The organism is Parabacteroides sp. ZJ-118 (assembly GCF_011038785.1).
GTDB lineage: Bacteria > Bacteroidota > Bacteroidia > Bacteroidales > Tannerellaceae > Parabacteroides.
The window spans coordinates 18848-33606 of record NZ_JAAKDT010000002.1; the positions used below are offsets into that span (position 1 = coordinate 18848).

The 14759-nt window shown below is 52.5% G+C and carries 15 protein-coding genes; 12 read left to right on the top strand and 3 right to left on the bottom strand.

All coding sequences use genetic code 11. From position 1 onward, the window contains the following. Positions 1-69 precede the first annotated feature (69 nt). From tsaE to rsgA, 12 genes are all read left to right on the top strand, one after another. The gene (gene tsaE, locus G7Y39_RS01005) at positions 70-489 is read left to right on the top strand and encodes a tRNA (adenosine(37)-N6)-threonylcarbamoyltransferase complex ATPase subunit type 1 TsaE (RefSeq protein ID WP_165154193.1); all 420 of its coding nucleotides are present in this window, start codon (positions 70-72) and stop codon (positions 487-489) included. A gap of 4 nt (positions 490-493) precedes the next feature. Beyond that, positions 494-709, top strand: coding sequence for an immunity 17 family protein (locus G7Y39_RS01010; RefSeq protein ID WP_165154195.1), 216 nt, complete (start codon positions 494-496; stop codon positions 707-709). A gap of 293 nt (positions 710-1002) precedes the next feature. Next, positions 1003-1842 carry a dihydropteroate synthase gene (gene folP / locus G7Y39_RS01015; RefSeq protein WP_165154459.1) on the top strand — a complete coding sequence of 280 codons (840 nt, stop codon included), beginning with the start codon at positions 1003-1005 and terminating at the stop codon, positions 1840-1842. Positions 1843-1869: 27 nt separating this feature from the next. Beyond that, complete coding sequence (gene cdaA, locus G7Y39_RS01020; RefSeq protein ID WP_165154197.1) at positions 1870-2655, top strand: diadenylate cyclase CdaA; 786 nt, start codon at positions 1870-1872, stop codon at positions 2653-2655. Between the two features lie 127 nt (positions 2656-2782). Then, positions 2783-3796, top strand: a complete 1014-nt coding sequence (gene pta, locus G7Y39_RS01025; protein WP_165154199.1) for a phosphate acetyltransferase — start codon at positions 2783-2785, stop codon at positions 3794-3796. 25 nt (positions 3797-3821) lie between these two features. Beyond that, positions 3822-5024 (top strand): acetate/propionate family kinase, encoded by a 1203-nt coding sequence (locus G7Y39_RS01030; protein ID WP_165154201.1) that lies wholly within the window; start codon positions 3822-3824, stop codon positions 5022-5024. A gap of 165 nt (positions 5025-5189) precedes the next feature. After that, positions 5190-5900, top strand: a complete 711-nt coding sequence (gene pyrH / locus G7Y39_RS01035; protein ID WP_165154203.1) for a UMP kinase — start codon at positions 5190-5192, stop codon at positions 5898-5900. A 112-nt stretch (positions 5901-6012) separates the two neighbouring features. Beyond that, positions 6013-7821, top strand: a complete 1809-nt coding sequence (locus G7Y39_RS01040; protein WP_165154205.1) for a DUF4980 domain-containing protein — start codon at positions 6013-6015, stop codon at positions 7819-7821. Positions 7822-7839: 18 nt separating this feature from the next. Next, positions 7840-8712 (top strand): carbohydrate kinase, encoded by an 873-nt coding sequence (locus G7Y39_RS01045; protein ID WP_165154207.1) that lies wholly within the window; start codon positions 7840-7842, stop codon positions 8710-8712. A 3-nt stretch (positions 8713-8715) separates the two neighbouring features. Continuing rightward, the gene (locus G7Y39_RS01050; RefSeq protein ID WP_165154209.1) at positions 8716-9882 is read left to right on the top strand and encodes an MFS transporter; all 1167 of its coding nucleotides are present in this window, start codon (positions 8716-8718) and stop codon (positions 9880-9882) included. Between the two features lie 95 nt (positions 9883-9977). After that, on the top strand, positions 9978-10541 hold the full coding sequence (frr, locus tag G7Y39_RS01055; RefSeq protein ID WP_165154211.1) for a ribosome recycling factor: 564 nt from the start codon (positions 9978-9980) through the stop codon (positions 10539-10541). 47 nt (positions 10542-10588) lie between these two features. Continuing rightward, positions 10589-11521, top strand: a complete 933-nt coding sequence (rsgA, locus tag G7Y39_RS01060; protein ID WP_165154213.1) for a ribosome small subunit-dependent GTPase A — start codon at positions 10589-10591, stop codon at positions 11519-11521. A 27-nt stretch (positions 11522-11548) separates the two neighbouring features. Here rsgA and dgt read toward each other — a convergent pair whose 3' ends face one another. The 3 genes from dgt to G7Y39_RS01075 all read right to left on the bottom strand — a co-directional run bounded on the left by dgt (position 11549) and on the right by G7Y39_RS01075 (position 14423). Next, the gene (dgt, locus tag G7Y39_RS01065) at positions 11549-12874 is read right to left on the bottom strand and encodes a dGTP triphosphohydrolase (protein ID WP_165154215.1); all 1326 of its coding nucleotides are present in this window, start codon (positions 12872-12874) and stop codon (positions 11549-11551) included. Between the two features lie 87 nt (positions 12875-12961). Beyond that, positions 12962-13564, bottom strand: coding sequence for an L-threonylcarbamoyladenylate synthase (locus tag G7Y39_RS01070; protein WP_165154217.1), 603 nt, complete (start codon positions 13562-13564; stop codon positions 12962-12964). A gap of 1 nt (position 13565) precedes the next feature. Next, positions 13566-14423: an enoyl-ACP reductase gene (locus tag G7Y39_RS01075; RefSeq protein WP_165154219.1), complete on the bottom strand. Its 858-nt coding sequence runs from the start codon at positions 14421-14423 to the stop codon at positions 13566-13568. Positions 14424-14759: the final 336 nt, after the last annotated feature.

Genomic DNA, 14759 nt, shown 5'->3' on the forward strand with positions numbered 1-14759 from the left:
CCGAAAGGTTGCGTATATCATAAATATCACGGAACTTCGCGGTCCGTATAAATTGTAAGCATGAATGCTATGAGCACACTGAAAATAGAAAGTTTGGATAAGATCCATGAGGCGGCTAAGGAGTTTATCGCCGGGATGGATGATCGTACGGTCTTTGCATTCTATGGCCCGATGGGGGCCGGCAAGACTACCTTTATCAAGGCGATCTGCGAGGAATTGGGTGTGACGGACGTGATCAACAGTCCCACATTCGCTATTATCAATGAGTACCGCAGCGATACGACGGGCGAATTGATCTATCACTTTGACTTTTACCGGATCCATAAATTGAGTGAGGCGGAGGATATCGGAACGGAGGACTATTTCTATAGCGGGGCTTTATGTTTTATCGAATGGGCGGAGAAGATAGACGAGTTGTTGCCCGGAGATGTAGTAAATGTAACGATCTCGGAGAATCCGGACGGTTCGCGTACCGTAGAGGTTAAGTAAGTCTATGGATCCTTCTGAATACTTTATCTTAGTTTTATTTATCGCTCTGGGATTGTTCTCGATCGTAGCGGCGATCTTTGATTTGGATTGGTACTTTAAGACCAGCGGGGCGATGACCTTCGTGAACTGGTTTGGTCGTGGTGGCGCACGTATCTTCTACGCGTTACTCGGGATTGGCTTGATTGTTTGTGGAACGTTGGGACTGGTTTACTGGCGATGAGATAAGCTTGTATTCTTATAGTCTCACGCTTTTAGCCGGAGCGCTTCGACCCCACTGTATCTTACAGTGATCGATATTATGGCGAGAATAAGACATTTTTTACGTATCACCCTCCGTTTTTTCATTGAGACCCGACCGGAAAACCATTGAGATACGGCGCTAAGTCAATGGAACACGAGACGGATTCCATTGACTTAGCTTCCCTATTCCAGGCGGATCTTGACGTTTTCTTATCTCACTGGCGTGTATAAATCGAGATTTATATCTAAATTTGCTGGAAATAAGGAAAGATGATGTTAGATAAAACGCTCAATATTAAGGGGACACTTACTTCTTTGGCGACACCGTTGGTGATGGGAATCTTGAATATTACCCCTGATTCTTTTTATGCGGGCAGCCGCAAACAGACCGAGACCGCTATCGAGGACCGTATCCGGGAAATCTTATCGGAGGGAGGAGATTGGATCGATATCGGTGGTTATTCTTCCCGTCCGGATGCCGCGGAGGTCGCGCCGGAGGAAGAGATGCGACGTTTGGCGTTCGCCTTACATATATTAAATAAGCATTACCCGGATGTCCCGGTATCCGTAGACACGTTTCGTGCGGGGATTGCTCGTCGTTGCGTAGAGGAATATGGGGTGGCTGTCATTAACGATATCTCCGGAGGTGAGTTGGATGCGGATATGTTCCAAACCGTAGCGGATTTAAAGGTTCCTTATATCATGATGCATATGCGTGGGACTCCTCAGACTATGCAGCGGGATACCGATTACCTGGATATGATGGAGGAGATCATGCTGTACTTCTCCCGGAAGGTACGCCAGCTTCGGCTTTTAGGGGTGAATGATATCATCCTCGATCCCGGCTTTGGCTTTAGCAAGACATTGGAGCAGAATTACCAATTGATGAGCCATTTAAAGGAGTTCTCTATTTTTGAGTTGCCTTTATTAATTGGAGTCTCCCGTAAAAGCATGATTTATAAATTACTGGGTGGAACCCCTGCGGATAGCCTGAACGGAACGACCGTATTGCATACGTACGCTCTCTTGAACGGAGCTAATATCCTCCGTGTACATGACGTGCGGGAAGCCGTGGAAGCCATTCGCGTCATAGGTCAAATGACCAACAACTAAGTTTCAACTTTCAATTTTCGATTAATTATGTGGATGCATTTCGGTATAAAAGACTTGATTGACGTATTGCTGGTGGCTTTCTTCCTGTACCAGACCTATAAGCTGATGAAAAGCTCGGGTACATTGGCTATATTCAGTGGAGTCGTATCATTCATCGTCGTATGGATCTTGATCTCGCAAGTGTTGGAAATGCGGTTGATGGGGGCCATCTTGGATAAGTTTATTAGCGTAGGTTTCGTGGTTTTGGTAATCCTTTTCCAAGACGAGATCCGCCGTTTCCTATTGGCGTTAGGCTCGCACCGGGGCTGGAAATTTCTAGGAAAACTTTTTTCCAAACGAGGAGACGAGCCGGAGAAAGAGGGAAAGTTTGTCGCCCCTGTTGTCTTGGCCTGTATGAATATGGCCCGGAAAAAGACGGGTGCCCTAATCGTGATCCAGCAAGATATGGACTTGACGATCTATGAGCATACGGGCGAGATGTTCAACGCCGATGTAAATGCCCGCTTGATCGAGAATATATTCTTCAAAAACAGTCCTTTGCATGATGGTGCCATGATTATCGCCGATAACCGGATCAAGGCTGCCGGTTGTATCTTGCCGGTCGCCCAGAACGCTACCCTTCCCAAGGATATGGGATTGCGACATCGTTCCGGGTTAGGGATGGCGCTGGAGACAGATGCGTTGGTTATTATTGTCTCGGAGGAGAGAGGAAAGATCTCCGTGGCCCATGAAGGTAAGTTAAGTGTGAATGTGACAGCGGAAGAGCTGCAACAAATACTTTCGGGGGAACGAGAAGTGACGAATTACTGTTAAAAGATCTGAAACCGGCATCTCCACCTGTAATTCTTTTGCCTATTTTGTAAACTCTATATTGCATTATGCCTACTTTTGTAGCCAAGTTACGGTTACAATTATTAAATAATATAAAATATCTTCCGCTATGGATTTAATGCAAGACATTATTGCGCGCGCTAAAGCTAACAAGCAGCGTATCGTTCTCCCCGAAGGTACCGAGGAAAGAACCCTTAAGGCTGCCGACCGATTACTGGCCGACGGTGTAGCAGACATTATCTTAATTGGAAACCCCACTGAGATCAAGGAGTTGGCGGCCGGTTTCGGATTGGATCATATCGGTGAGGCAACCCTTGTCGATCCGAAAAATCACGAGAAGAAAGCCGCATACGCAGACTTGCTTTTCCAACTTCGCCAAAAGAAGGGTATGACTCCCGAGAAGGCTGCGGTTCTAGTTGAGGATCCTTTGTTCTTGGCTTGCCTGATGATTAAGTCGGGTGACGCTGACGGTGAGATCGCCGGCGCTGAGAATACGACAGGTAATGTGTTGCGTCCTGCTTTGCAAATTATCAAGACAGCTCCGGGCATGAAGTGTGTTTCCGGCGCGTTCCTTATGTTCACGAAGACTCTTCAATATGGGAATGACGGCATTTTGGTATTCGCTGATTGTGCGGTTATGCCAAACCCAAATGCGGAAGAGTTGGCTAGCATCGCTGTCGCTACCGCCGCTACGGCTCGTAATATCGTAGGCGTTGAGCCTCGTGTGGCTATGTTGAGCTTTTCTACGAAGGGTAGCGCTTCTCACGAGATGGTAGACAAGGTAGTGGAGGCTACTCGCTTGGCAAAGGAGATGGCTCCGGACTTGAAGATCGACGGAGAGTTGCAGGCCGATGCGGCTTTGGTTGAGGCTGTAGGTAGGAAGAAAGCTCCGGGTAGCGAGATCGCCGGTAAAGCGAATGTTTTGGTATTCCCGACTTTGGAGGTGGGTAATATCGCGTATAAGCTGGTTCAACGTTTGGGTGGCGCTGAGGCTGTCGGTCCTATCCTTCAAGGCATGGCCGCTCCGGTGAATGACTTGTCTCGCGGTTGCTCCGTAGATGATATTTATAAGATGGTGGCGATCGCTTGTAATCAATCCATCGGTTTGAGATCCGCAAAATAATAGATAATCCTAACGACTTAATAATATGAAGATTCTGGTATTGAACTGTGGTAGTAGTTCTATTAAATATAAGTTATTCGATATGACCTCCGGCGAGGTTATGGCTCAAGGCGGTATCGAGAAAATCGGTTTGCCGGGTGCGTTCCTGAAATTGACGGATAAGGAGGGCAAGAAGGTGGTTATCGAGAGAGAGATCCCCGGTCATCAACAAGGCATCGAGTTTATCTTAAGCGTATTGACCGACGCTACTTATGGTTGTATCAAGGACTATAAGGAGATCGACGCCGTTGGTCATCGTTTGGTACATGGTGGCGAGGAGTTCGCTTCTAGCGTATTGATCAATCAGGATGTAATCAATAAGGTAATCGAGTGCTCTGATTTGGCTCCGCTTCATAACCCGGCCAACTTAAAGGGTATTCGGGCGATGGAGGCTTTGATCCCAGGTATTCCTCAGGTAGCGGTGTTTGATACGGCTTTCCACCAGACCATGCCGGATTATGCGTATATGTATGGTTTGCCTTACGAGATGTACAAGAAGTATGGCGTACGTCGTTATGGCTTCCACGGAACCAGTCATCGCTATGTTTCCCGTCGTGCTTGCGAAATCTTAGGCGTTTCTTATGAGGATCAGAAGATTATCACGGCTCACGTGGGTAACGGTGGCTCTATTACCGCTATCAAGAATGGTAAGAGCGTGGATACTTCCATGGGCTTGACTCCGGTTGAGGGTCTGTTGATGGGTACTCGTTGCGGTGATGTGGATGCGGGTGCTTTGTCTTTCATCATGGATAAGGAAGGTATGGATGGTGTCGGTCTTTCCGACTTGATCAATAAGAGAAGTGGTGTTGCCGGTCTTTCCGGTATCTCTTCCGATATGCGTGAGATCGAGGCTGCCGTAGCAGCTGGAAATCCGCGTGCGATCATGGCACTGAACGTATATAACTACCGCATCAAGAAATATATCGGCGCTTATGCCGCTGCTATGGGAGGTTGCGATATCTTGGTTTGGACCGGTGGTGTTGGCGAGAACCAATGGGCGACTCGTCGTGCGGTTTGCGAGAACATGGAATACATGGGTATGAAGATCGATGTCGAGAAGAACGAGGGTATGCGTGGCGAGGAGATGGTAATCAGTACTCCGGACAGTAAGGTGACCATTATCGTTGTTCCTACAGACGAGGAATTCATGATCGCCGCCGATACCTTGGAGATCTTAAATAAAAAGTAACCGGTAAGGTTTCATAGAATTTAGCTAATCCTCGCAGCTTACAAAACACGGGATTAGTGTTTAGATCGCCTCGACACCGGTTGAGGTGATCTTTTTTGTGCGGATATCGGATTATTCGTTACTTTTGCGGAATAACAATTAAATACATATAAATACATACGAAACATGGCTCAATACAAACGTATCTTATTAAAATTAAGCGGGGAGTCGCTGATGGGTGGTAAACAATATGGAATCGATGAGGTTCGCTTGAATGAATATGCGGCACAGATCAAGGAGATCGCCGAGATGGGTGTACAGATCGGTATCGTGATAGGTGGCGGTAATATATTCCGTGGGCTGAGTGGCGCTTCCAAAGGCTTCGATCGGGTAAAAGGAGACCAGATGGGTATGTTGGCAACGGTGATTAATAGCCTGGCGCTTAGTTCCGCTTTGGTCGCTCAGGGCGTGAAGGCGAAGGTATTGACCGCTATCCGCATGGAACCGATCGGAGAGTTCTATAATAAATGGCGTGCGATCGAGTCGCTGGAACAGGGCAACGTGGTAATCATGTCCGGCGGTACGGGTAATCCGTTCTTTACTACGGATACTGGCTCCTCTTTGAGAGGCATCGAGATCGAGGCGGATGTCATGTTGAAAGGTACCCGTGTGGACGGTATTTACACCGCTGATCCGGAGAAAGATCCTACGGCTACCAAGTTCTCCGATATTACATATGATGAGATCTATACCCGTGGCCTGAAGGTGATGGACTTGACCGCTACCACGATGTGTAAAGAAAACAACCTCCCGATCATCGTATTCGATATGGACACCAACGGCAACCTGAAGAAGGTGATGTGCGGAGAGAATATCGGGACGTTGGTACATAATTAATCCGATTCTTCGTAGCATCCTCCTCTTTAGGGAGTACGTGTCTCTCTACCCGGAAGAATCCTATTAATTTTGGCGGAGAATCAAACAGTATTATCCTTTAATCCATTCGTTTATGAAACAACAAGCAAAGAGACTTCTTAAGCGTTTATGCATGGCTGTCGGAGTCGTTTTACTGAGTACGCTCGATCCGTCGGTCGGATATGCGGCAGAACGTGCTATCGAGATAAAGCATCTGGGCGAAGGACAAAGCCTTGTCCGCGTGGATGCGCGAGCCAAGTATTTGTTGCTTCCGGTCGAGGAGTCCTCGCCGGAATCCAAGTTATATATGATTGTCGATAATGACGTGGTACGGATTTTCAATGTCCGTTTGGCGGTGAACAAGGTGGATTATTTCGTTCCGGTAGATCTATCAGGATATGCGGATAAGACGATCTCCTTCAACTTCCGGTTTACTCCGGAATCGGCCCTTTGCTGGAAAGAGATGAAGCTATCCGATCAGTTTGATTCGTCTAACCGGGAGAAATTTCGTCCGGCCTACCATTTCTCGCCGGCTTGGGGGTGGATGAATGATCCGAACGGCATGGTATACAAGGATGGTGAGTATCATTTGTTCTATCAATACAATCCGTATGGCTCGATGTGGGGGAATATGCACTGGGGGCATGCGATCAGCAAGGACTTGATCCATTGGGAGCATCAGCCGGTGGCGATCGCTCCGGATGCCTTGGGCACGATCTTTAGCGGTAGCTGCGTGGTGGATAAGGATAATACCGCCGGGTTTGGCGCTGGCGCTATCGTGGCATTCTATACCTCGGCCGACAGCCGGCAAATGCAGAGTATGGCCTATAGTTTGGACAACGGCCGGACGTTTAAGAAATATGACCGGAACCCGATCCTTACCTCCGCGCGACGCGATTTCCGCGACCCGAAAGTCTTCTGGCATAAGGAGTCCGGTAAATGGATCATGGTGCTCGCCGTAGGGCAGGAGATGCAGCTCTATTCCTCTCCCAATCTGAAGGACTGGACGTATGAGAGCTGTTTCGGGGAAGGACAAGGGGCGCATGCGGGCGTTTGGGAATGCCCGGACTTGATCGAGCTTCCGGTGAAGGGTACAAAGCTGAAGAAATGGGTCTTGATCTGTAATATCAATCCCGGCGGTCCGTTTGGCGGCTCAGCTACCCAATATTTTGTGGGGACGTTCGATGGGAAACAGTTCGTGAATGAATCCCCGGCCTTGACCAAATGGATGGATTACGGCAAGGATCATTACGCCACAGTAACTTGGAGCAACGCTCCGGAGGGCCGAACGATCGCTTTGGCTTGGATGAGCAATTGGGAATACGCAAATAACGTGCCGACCTTGCAATACCGGAGCGCGAACTCAGTCCCGCGCGACTTGATTCTTTATACGAAAAACGGACAGACGTATTTGAGCAGTACCCCGTCTCCCGAAGTGTTGAAATTGAGAGGAAAAGCTCAGCGGAAAGGGACCTTCAGGGTAGACCGTTCCCGGGAGGTCTACCCGATACTTCCCGATCATACGGGAGCCTATGAGATCGAGATCGAGTTTATGAATAACGGAGCCGACATCATGAGTCTCCAGTTGTTTAACACGAAGGGCGAGGAAGTGGAGATGCATTATAATCTCCTGGAGAATACGTTCACGATGGATCGCCGCGACAGTGGGGCTACGGATTTTAGCAAGACATTCGCCACGGTTACCTCGGCCCCGATCTCCGCCGCTAAGGAATATACCCTGCGTTTGTTGGTAGACCGTTGCAGTATAGAGGCCTTCGACGGGAATGGCGCGTTTGCCATGACCAACCTGGTCTTCCCGGAAGAGCCGTACAATCGCGTTCGTTTCAACGCGAAGGGAGGAGCGTTCACGGTTACCTCATTAACCATTTATCCCCTCAAATAATTAAAAACAACATAGGTCATGGAAAAAAGTAAACCTGTAGTAGTAGGCATCGGTGAATTATTGTGGGATATTTTCCCGGATGTAAAGAAAGCCGGTGGAGCGCCGGTCAATTTTGTGTATCACGCTACCCGATTAGGCGCGGAAGGGTACGCGATCAGCGCCGTGGGCAACGACGTGTTCGGGACCGAGATTATCCAGGAACTGGATAAGAACGGTATCGACAGTCATTATATCAGTACGGTGGAATATCCGACCGGAAGCGTGAAGGTAGAGCTAAAGAACGGAATCCCTACCTATACGATCATCGAAGGGGTGGCATGGGACCATATCCCGCTTACCCAAGCGTCGATCGACTTGATGAAACGTGCGGATGCCGTATGCTTCGGGACGTTGGCGCAACGTGCCGCGGAATCTCGCGAGACGCTCCGGGCCTTGCTCTCGTATATGCCGAGTCATGCCTTGCGCTTTTTCGATATCAACATCCGTCAGCATTTCTACTCGAAGGAATTGATCGAATCGTTGCTCGAATGGGCGAACATATTCAAGATCAATGACGAGGAATTGGAAATGCTTCGCCCGATGTTCGGCCTGGAAGGCACGGTAGAGGATCTGTGCCGCCGGTTCATGCGGCGATATGGTTTACGCTATCTGGTACTTACAGCCGGGGCGGAGTATAGTACGATCTTTTCCGGGGAGGAGGTCTCCACGATTCCCACCCCGAAGGTACAGGTGGTAGATACGGTAGGTGCCGGTGATTCGTTCTCCGGGGCGTTTGTCGCGTCGATCTTAGCCGGGAAGCCTTTACGCGAGGCGCATGAGAAAGCGGTAAAAGTAGCCGCTTATGTTTGCACGCGAAGCGGCGCGTGGCCTGTTTACCCGAAAGATTTATAAGCCATGAGCGAGAAGACTTCATCCTTGAGATTGATCCCCGTGATGCTGGCGTTCTTCGCCATGGGATTCGTAGACTTAGTGGGGATCGCCTCCAATTACCTGAAAGCGGATTTGGGCCTGAGTGACTCGGAGGCGAATATCTTCCCGTCGCTCGTGTTCTTCTGGTTCTTGATCTTCTCCGTCCCGACGGGGATGTTGATGAACCGTATCGGGCGGAAGAAGACGGTGCTGTTGAGCTTGGTCGTGACCTTCCTTTCGCTGGTGATCCCGATCTTCGACGACTCATATGGGGTCATGTTGCTCTCCTTCTCCCTGCTGGGTATCGGCAACGCTTTGATGCAGACCTCCTTGAACCCGTTGCTGTCGAACATCGTAAGCGGGGATAGGCTGGCCAGCTCCTTGACGTTTGGCCAGTTCGTGAAGGCGATCGCCTCCTTCTTGGCGCCTTATATCGCCATGTGGGGCGCTACCCAGGCGCTACCGTCGATGGGACTCGGTTGGCGCGTCTTGTTCCCGGTCTATATGGTGATCGCCGCGATCGCGATCCTGCTGTTGGGATCTACCTCGATCCGTGAGACCCGAGAGGAGGGGCGACCCTCTACTTTCGGCGAATGCCTGGCTTTGCTGGGCAAGCCCTTCATCCTGCTTTGTTTTATCGGTATCATGTGTCATGTGGGGATTGATGTGGGGACGAATACGACCGCCCCGAAGATCCTGATGGAACGTCTGGGTATGACTTTGGCCGATGCCGGTTTCGCCACGAGCCTGTATTTCATCTTCCGTACGGCGGGGTGCTTCTCCGGGGCTTTTATCTTGCGAAAGGTCTCTCCGAAAGGATTCTTTGCCGTGAGTGTCTGCTTGATGTTATTGGCGATGATCGGTCTGTTGCTGTTCCACTCGAAAGAGATCATCTATGTCAGTATTGCCTTGATCGGCTTTGGGAACTCGAATGTTTTTCCCATTATCTTCGCCCAAGCCCTGCTCTCTATGCCGGATAAACAGAACGAGGTGTCCGGTTTGATGATCATGGGACTGTTTGGCGGCACCATCTTCCCGCTTTTTATGGGAGTGGCGTCCGATCTATTGGCCTCTCAAGCAGGGGCGGTACTGGTGTTGTGCGTGGGGGTAGCCTACTTGCTGTTCTTTACGCCCAAGCTGGGCAAACCGTGAACGGCGATCCGCTTTTTTAAGGATATGTTTGCGAAGTTGGAAATCTTTATTACTTTTGTTAATCAAAAAATTAGCAAACAAAAAACGTATAATTTATGATAGATACGAAACAATTGATCAAAGCAGGGGAAGAGAAGATGACGTTCGCCATTGAGTATCTGGACGAGCAATTGTCTCACATTCGGGCCGGTAAGGCGAATCCGAAAATCCTCGATTGTGTGAAGGTAGTGTATTATGGGGCGCCTGTTCCGCTTACGAACGTGGCCACGGTGACGGTTCCGGACGCACGGACGATCCTGATCACTCCGTGGGAGAAGAAGATCATCCGCGATATAGAGAAAGGCATCCTGAATTCCGAGCTGGGTATCACGCCGGAGAATAACGGCGAGGTGATCCGCCTGGGTATTCCTCCGTTGACCGAGGAGCGTCGCCGCCAATTGGTGAAGCAATGTAAGCAGGAGGCGGAGAATGCGAAGATCAGTGTCCGCAACGCGCGCCGCGACGCCATCGAGGCTCTGAAGAAAAGCGTCAAGTCCGACGGGGTTCCCGAGGACGTGGAGAAAGACGCCGAGGCAGAGGTGCAGAAAATCCATGATAAGTTTATCAAGAAGATCGACGCGCTTTACGCCGCCAAAGAAAAAGAAGTTATGACCGTTTAAAACGAGTGGAGAGCTGACCGAGGTCAGCTCTCCGCTGTCTGCTGATCATGAGGGGACTGGTAATAAAAAACACGGGTAGTTGGTATACGGTCCGTACGGAGGACGGACGGGATATAGCGAGTAAGGTCAAGGGGAACTTTCGCTTGAAAGACCTGAAGAGTACCAATCCGGTCACGGTAGGAGACCGTGTCGCGATCGATATAAACAAAGAGGGGACCGCTTTTATTACAGCGATCGAGGCACGTAAGAATTATATCATCCGCCGCGCCTCGAACCTGTCGAAGCAGGCGCATATCATCGCCGCGAACCTGGACCGGGCGATGCTGATCGTCACGGTCAATTATCCCATAACCACCACGATCTTTATCGATCGCTTCCTGGCGACCGCCGAGGCCTACCGCGTCCCCGTCAAATTGGTTTTCAACAAGATCGACCGGTACAATCAGGAGGATCAAAAGGCGTTGGCGGATTTGATCGAGCTGTATACCTCGATCGGCTATCCATGCTCGACGCTATGCGCCCGGACGGAGGAGGGGCTGGATGCCTTGAGAGCGGACTTGAAAGACCGGGTCACGCTTCTGTCCGGCCATTCGGGGGTCGGGAAATCCACGATTATCAATAAGCTGGTGCCGGGCGTGAATCTCCGTACCGGCGATATCTCCGAATATCATAACAAAGGGATGCATACGACCACCTTCTCCGAGATGATCCCCCTTCCCGGCGGCGGCTATCTGATCGATACCCCGGGCATCAAAGGATTCGGGACGGTCGAGATGGCGGATGCCGAGATCTCCCATTACTTCCGGGAGCTGTTTCGATACGCGGAAGCGTGTCGTTTCAATAACTGCACGCACCGTCACGAGCCGGGCTGCGCCGTCATTCAGGCGGTTCGCGACGGGCTGATCAGCGAGTCCCGCTATAAAAGCTACCTGAACATCCTGGAGGATCGCCTGGAAAGCAAGTACCGGGAGGAATTCTGACCGCGCTTGCCAGCGAGGAGGACTGCCTCAAACGGCCGGCAGGCTCATGCCGGTGATCTTCCGGTACAGATCGAGCGCGTATACGTCGGTCATGCCGGAGATATAATCAAGCACGCATTGGATCTTGCCATAGGTAGTCGGCGCGTGGGTGTCGTATTGCTCCGGGATCCGTCGCAGGAGCAGTTTGCTGTAGGCATGCTCCTGGTTCATCACGGCCTCGGTCAGGCTGTCGATCAGGTGGCTGAAGATGTGGTGACCGGCCAGCTCGATGTCGAGCACCTCCTTGGCCTTGTAGATTTTCCGGTATGCCGTGGCCGAGCAACGCGCGTAGGCCTGTTGGGCCTGGTCGCGTATGGCGCGGATCAGGGGGGTGCTGTAGGTGCCGTCGAGGATGCGCTCCTCGTTCTCCAGGAAGACGCGGGAGCATTCGTCCACCAATAGCCCGATGATGCAGGAGCGCAGGTAGGCGATCTGCTCGTTGGTGTCGTCTACCCGCCGCATGATCGCGCGGATATGCGCCAGCCGCTCTCCCTCGAAAAATCCCAACAAGAGCCGCAGGGCCTCCTCGGTGGTCAGGATATGCAGTTTGCAGGCATCCTCGATATCCATGATCTGATAGCAGATATCGTCGGCTGCCTCTACCAGGTAGACCAAGGGGTGACGGAGGAATTTGCCCGGGGTCTCCGGATCCTGTCCGATTCCCAGCTCCCGGGCGATCCGCAGGTAGCTCTCCTCCTCCGATTGGAAGAAGCCGAATTTGCCCTTCTGCCCGGAATGAACGGAGGCGTAGGGATATTTGACGATCGAGGCCAGGGTGCTATACGTCAAGGCAAAACCGCCTTCCCGGCGGCCGACGAACTGGTGGGTCAGCAGGCGCATGGCGTTCGCGTTGCCCTCGAAGTGGATGAAGTCTTCCCAGCGTCCGCCCTCCGTCCGCACGCTCTCCTCCAGTTTCCGCCCGTTCCCCTCGGAGAAGTAGGCGGAGATCGCCCGCTCTCCGGAATGCCCGAACGGCGGGTTCCCCATGTCGTGGGCCAGGCAGGCGGCCGAGACGATGGAGCCGATCTCCGGGAAGTTGATGCTGCCGTCCGGGTATTTCCGCGCCAGTCCTTTCGCCACGTTGTTGCCCAGGGAGCGTCCTACGCAGGAGACCTCCAGGCTGTGCGTAAGCCGGTTGTGCACGAAAATACTTCCCGGGAGCGGGAATACCTGGGTCTTGTTTTGTAATCTCCGGAAGGGGGAGGAGAAGATCAAGCGGTCGTAGTCCCGTTGGAAATCGGTTCGCTCATGTTTCCGCTCGTGATACGCCTCCATCCCGAAACGCTTGCCGGATAATAGCTGGGTCCAGTCCATAGTCGATACGTTCTAACAGTCGATACATGATATATGTCGCGAAGGTAGGGATAATTTACCCGAGTCGTTCCATCGGGGGCGGGAAATCTACAGCGTCCCCTTGCCCTGGCGTACGATCTCGAAAGGCTCCGTCGTGCAATCCACCACCGTAGAGGCCTCCAACCCCCCGAAACCGCCGTCGATCACGATGTCCACCAGGTGCTCGTATTTCTCGTGGATCAGTTCCGGGTCGGTCGTATACTCGATCACCTCGTCCTCGTCGCGGATGGACATGGTCAGGAGCGGGTTCCCCAGGGCGTGTACCAGCGCGCGGGCGATGGCATGGTCCGGCACGCGGACCCCGACCTCTTTCCGCTTCTTGTAGAGCTTCGGCAGCTCGCCGCCGGTGGGCAGGATGAAGGTGAAGGGGCCGGGCAGGTGTCTCTTCATCAGCTTGAACGCGGCGTTGCTTACCTTGGCGTACTCGCTGAGATCCGACAGGTCGTAGCAGATGATGGAGAGGTCGCTTTTCTGGGGATTCACCCCTTTCATCCGGCAGATCCGCTCGACCGCGCGCACGTTTAGCGCGTCGCAGCCGATGGCGTAGACCGTGTCGGTGGGATAGACGACCAGGCCGCCGTCGCGCAGGACGTTGGCGATCTTGTCGATCTCCTTGGGATTCGGGTTCTCCGGATAGATCCTTACTAACATGTCAGCCGTAGATAATGTGCCCGTTCTCGTCGGTATATTCCTCCATTCCCTTGCTGTACTGGTTCATGGCGCGCAGGCTCATGCCCATGCTCGAGAAGCCGCCGTCGTGGTAGAGGTTCTGCATCGTCACCTTGCGGGTGAAGTCGGAGAACATCATGACGCAATAGTCCGCGCATGCGTCGGCGTCGGCGTTGCCCAGCGGGCTCATCTTGTTGGAGAAGTCCATCAGGTGCTCCATGCCCTTCACGCCGCTGCCCGCGGTGGTCAGGGTGGGGGATTGGGAGATCGTGTTCACGCGTACGCCCTTCTCGCGGCCGTAGATGTAGCCGAAGCTGCGGGCGATCGACTCCAGCAGGCTCTTGGCGTCCGCCATGTCGTTGTATCCGAAGAACGTGCGCTGGGCGGCCACGTAGCTCAGCGCCACCACGGAGCCGTTCTCGGCGATGGCGTCTTGTTTCTTGGCTACCTGCAGCATCTTGTGGAAGGAGACGGCGGAGATGTCCAGCGTCTTCTCCAGCAGGTCGTAGTCCAGGTCGTCGTACGTACGTTTCTTGCGGACGTTCGGGCTCATGCCGATGGAGTGCAGGACGAAATCGACCTTACCCCCCAGCAGTTCCACAGATCGCGTGAATACGTTCTCCAGATCCGCCACGCTGGTCGCGTCCGCCGGGATCACCGGCGCGTCCAGCCGCTCCGCCAACAGGTCTACCTGCCCCATGCGGACGGCGACCGGCGTGTTGCTTAACGTGATGGCCGCGCCCTCCTCGACGGCTCTTTCCGCCACTTTCCACGCGATGGACTTGTCGTTCAGCGCGCCGAAGATAATACCTCTCTTGCCTTTCAATAAATGATGACTCATACCTTGTTTTATTAATTACGGCACGAAAGTACGCGAAATGCGCGACATGCGCAAACGAGCGGGTGGGGGCGGGCGCCGCCGGGATCGTCCAAGCGCTTTTCTTGGCTCAGCGGGCGCCGCCGGGATCGTCCAAGCGCTTTTCTCGGCTCAGCGGAGTCCGCTGGGATCGTCCAAGCGCTTTTCTCGGCTCAGCGGGCGCCGCCGGGATCGTCCAAGCGCTTTTCTCGGCTCAGCGGAGTCCGCTGGGATCGTCCAAGCCCTTTTCTTGGCTCAGCGGGGAGGACGGGACAATGTCGAGCCAAACGCGGGGCGGTCGCGAATCGGGGGGGCAAAAAA

Excerpts from the sequence above, each read along its gene's own strand:
- G7Y39_RS01010 (WP_165154195.1), top strand. The coding sequence starts at position 494 with ATGGATCCTTCTGAATACTTTATCTTAGTTTTATTTATCGCTCTGGGA.
- folP (WP_165154459.1), top strand. The coding sequence starts at position 1,003 with ATGTTAGATAAAACGCTCAATATTAAGGGGACACTTACTTCTTTGGCG.
- frr (WP_165154211.1), top strand. The coding sequence starts at position 9,978 with ATGATAGATACGAAACAATTGATCAAAGCAGGGGAAGAGAAGATGACG.
- rsgA (WP_165154213.1), top strand. The coding sequence starts at position 10,589 with ATGAGGGGACTGGTAATAAAAAACACGGGTAGTTGGTATACGGTCCGT.
- cdaA (WP_165154197.1), top strand. The coding sequence starts at position 1,870 with ATGTGGATGCATTTCGGTATAAAAGACTTGATTGACGTATTGCTGGTG.
- pyrH (WP_165154203.1), top strand. The coding sequence starts at position 5,190 with ATGGCTCAATACAAACGTATCTTATTAAAATTAAGCGGGGAGTCGCTG.
- dgt (WP_165154215.1), bottom strand. The coding sequence starts at position 12,874 with ATGGACTGGACCCAGCTATTATCCGGCAAGCGTTTCGGGATGGAGGCG.
- G7Y39_RS01045 (WP_165154207.1), top strand. The coding sequence starts at position 7,840 with ATGGAAAAAAGTAAACCTGTAGTAGTAGGCATCGGTGAATTATTGTGG.
- pta (WP_165154199.1), top strand. The coding sequence starts at position 2,783 with ATGGATTTAATGCAAGACATTATTGCGCGCGCTAAAGCTAACAAGCAG.
- G7Y39_RS01050 (WP_165154209.1), top strand. The coding sequence starts at position 8,716 with ATGAGCGAGAAGACTTCATCCTTGAGATTGATCCCCGTGATGCTGGCG.
- tsaE (WP_165154193.1), top strand. The coding sequence starts at position 70 with ATGAGCACACTGAAAATAGAAAGTTTGGATAAGATCCATGAGGCGGCT.
- G7Y39_RS01030 (WP_165154201.1), top strand. The coding sequence starts at position 3,822 with ATGAAGATTCTGGTATTGAACTGTGGTAGTAGTTCTATTAAATATAAG.
- G7Y39_RS01070 (WP_165154217.1), bottom strand. The coding sequence starts at position 13,564 with ATGTTAGTAAGGATCTATCCGGAGAACCCGAATCCCAAGGAGATCGAC.
- G7Y39_RS01040 (WP_165154205.1), top strand. The coding sequence starts at position 6,013 with ATGAAACAACAAGCAAAGAGACTTCTTAAGCGTTTATGCATGGCTGTC.
- G7Y39_RS01075 (WP_165154219.1), bottom strand. The coding sequence starts at position 14,423 with ATGAGTCATCATTTATTGAAAGGCAAGAGAGGTATTATCTTCGGCGCG.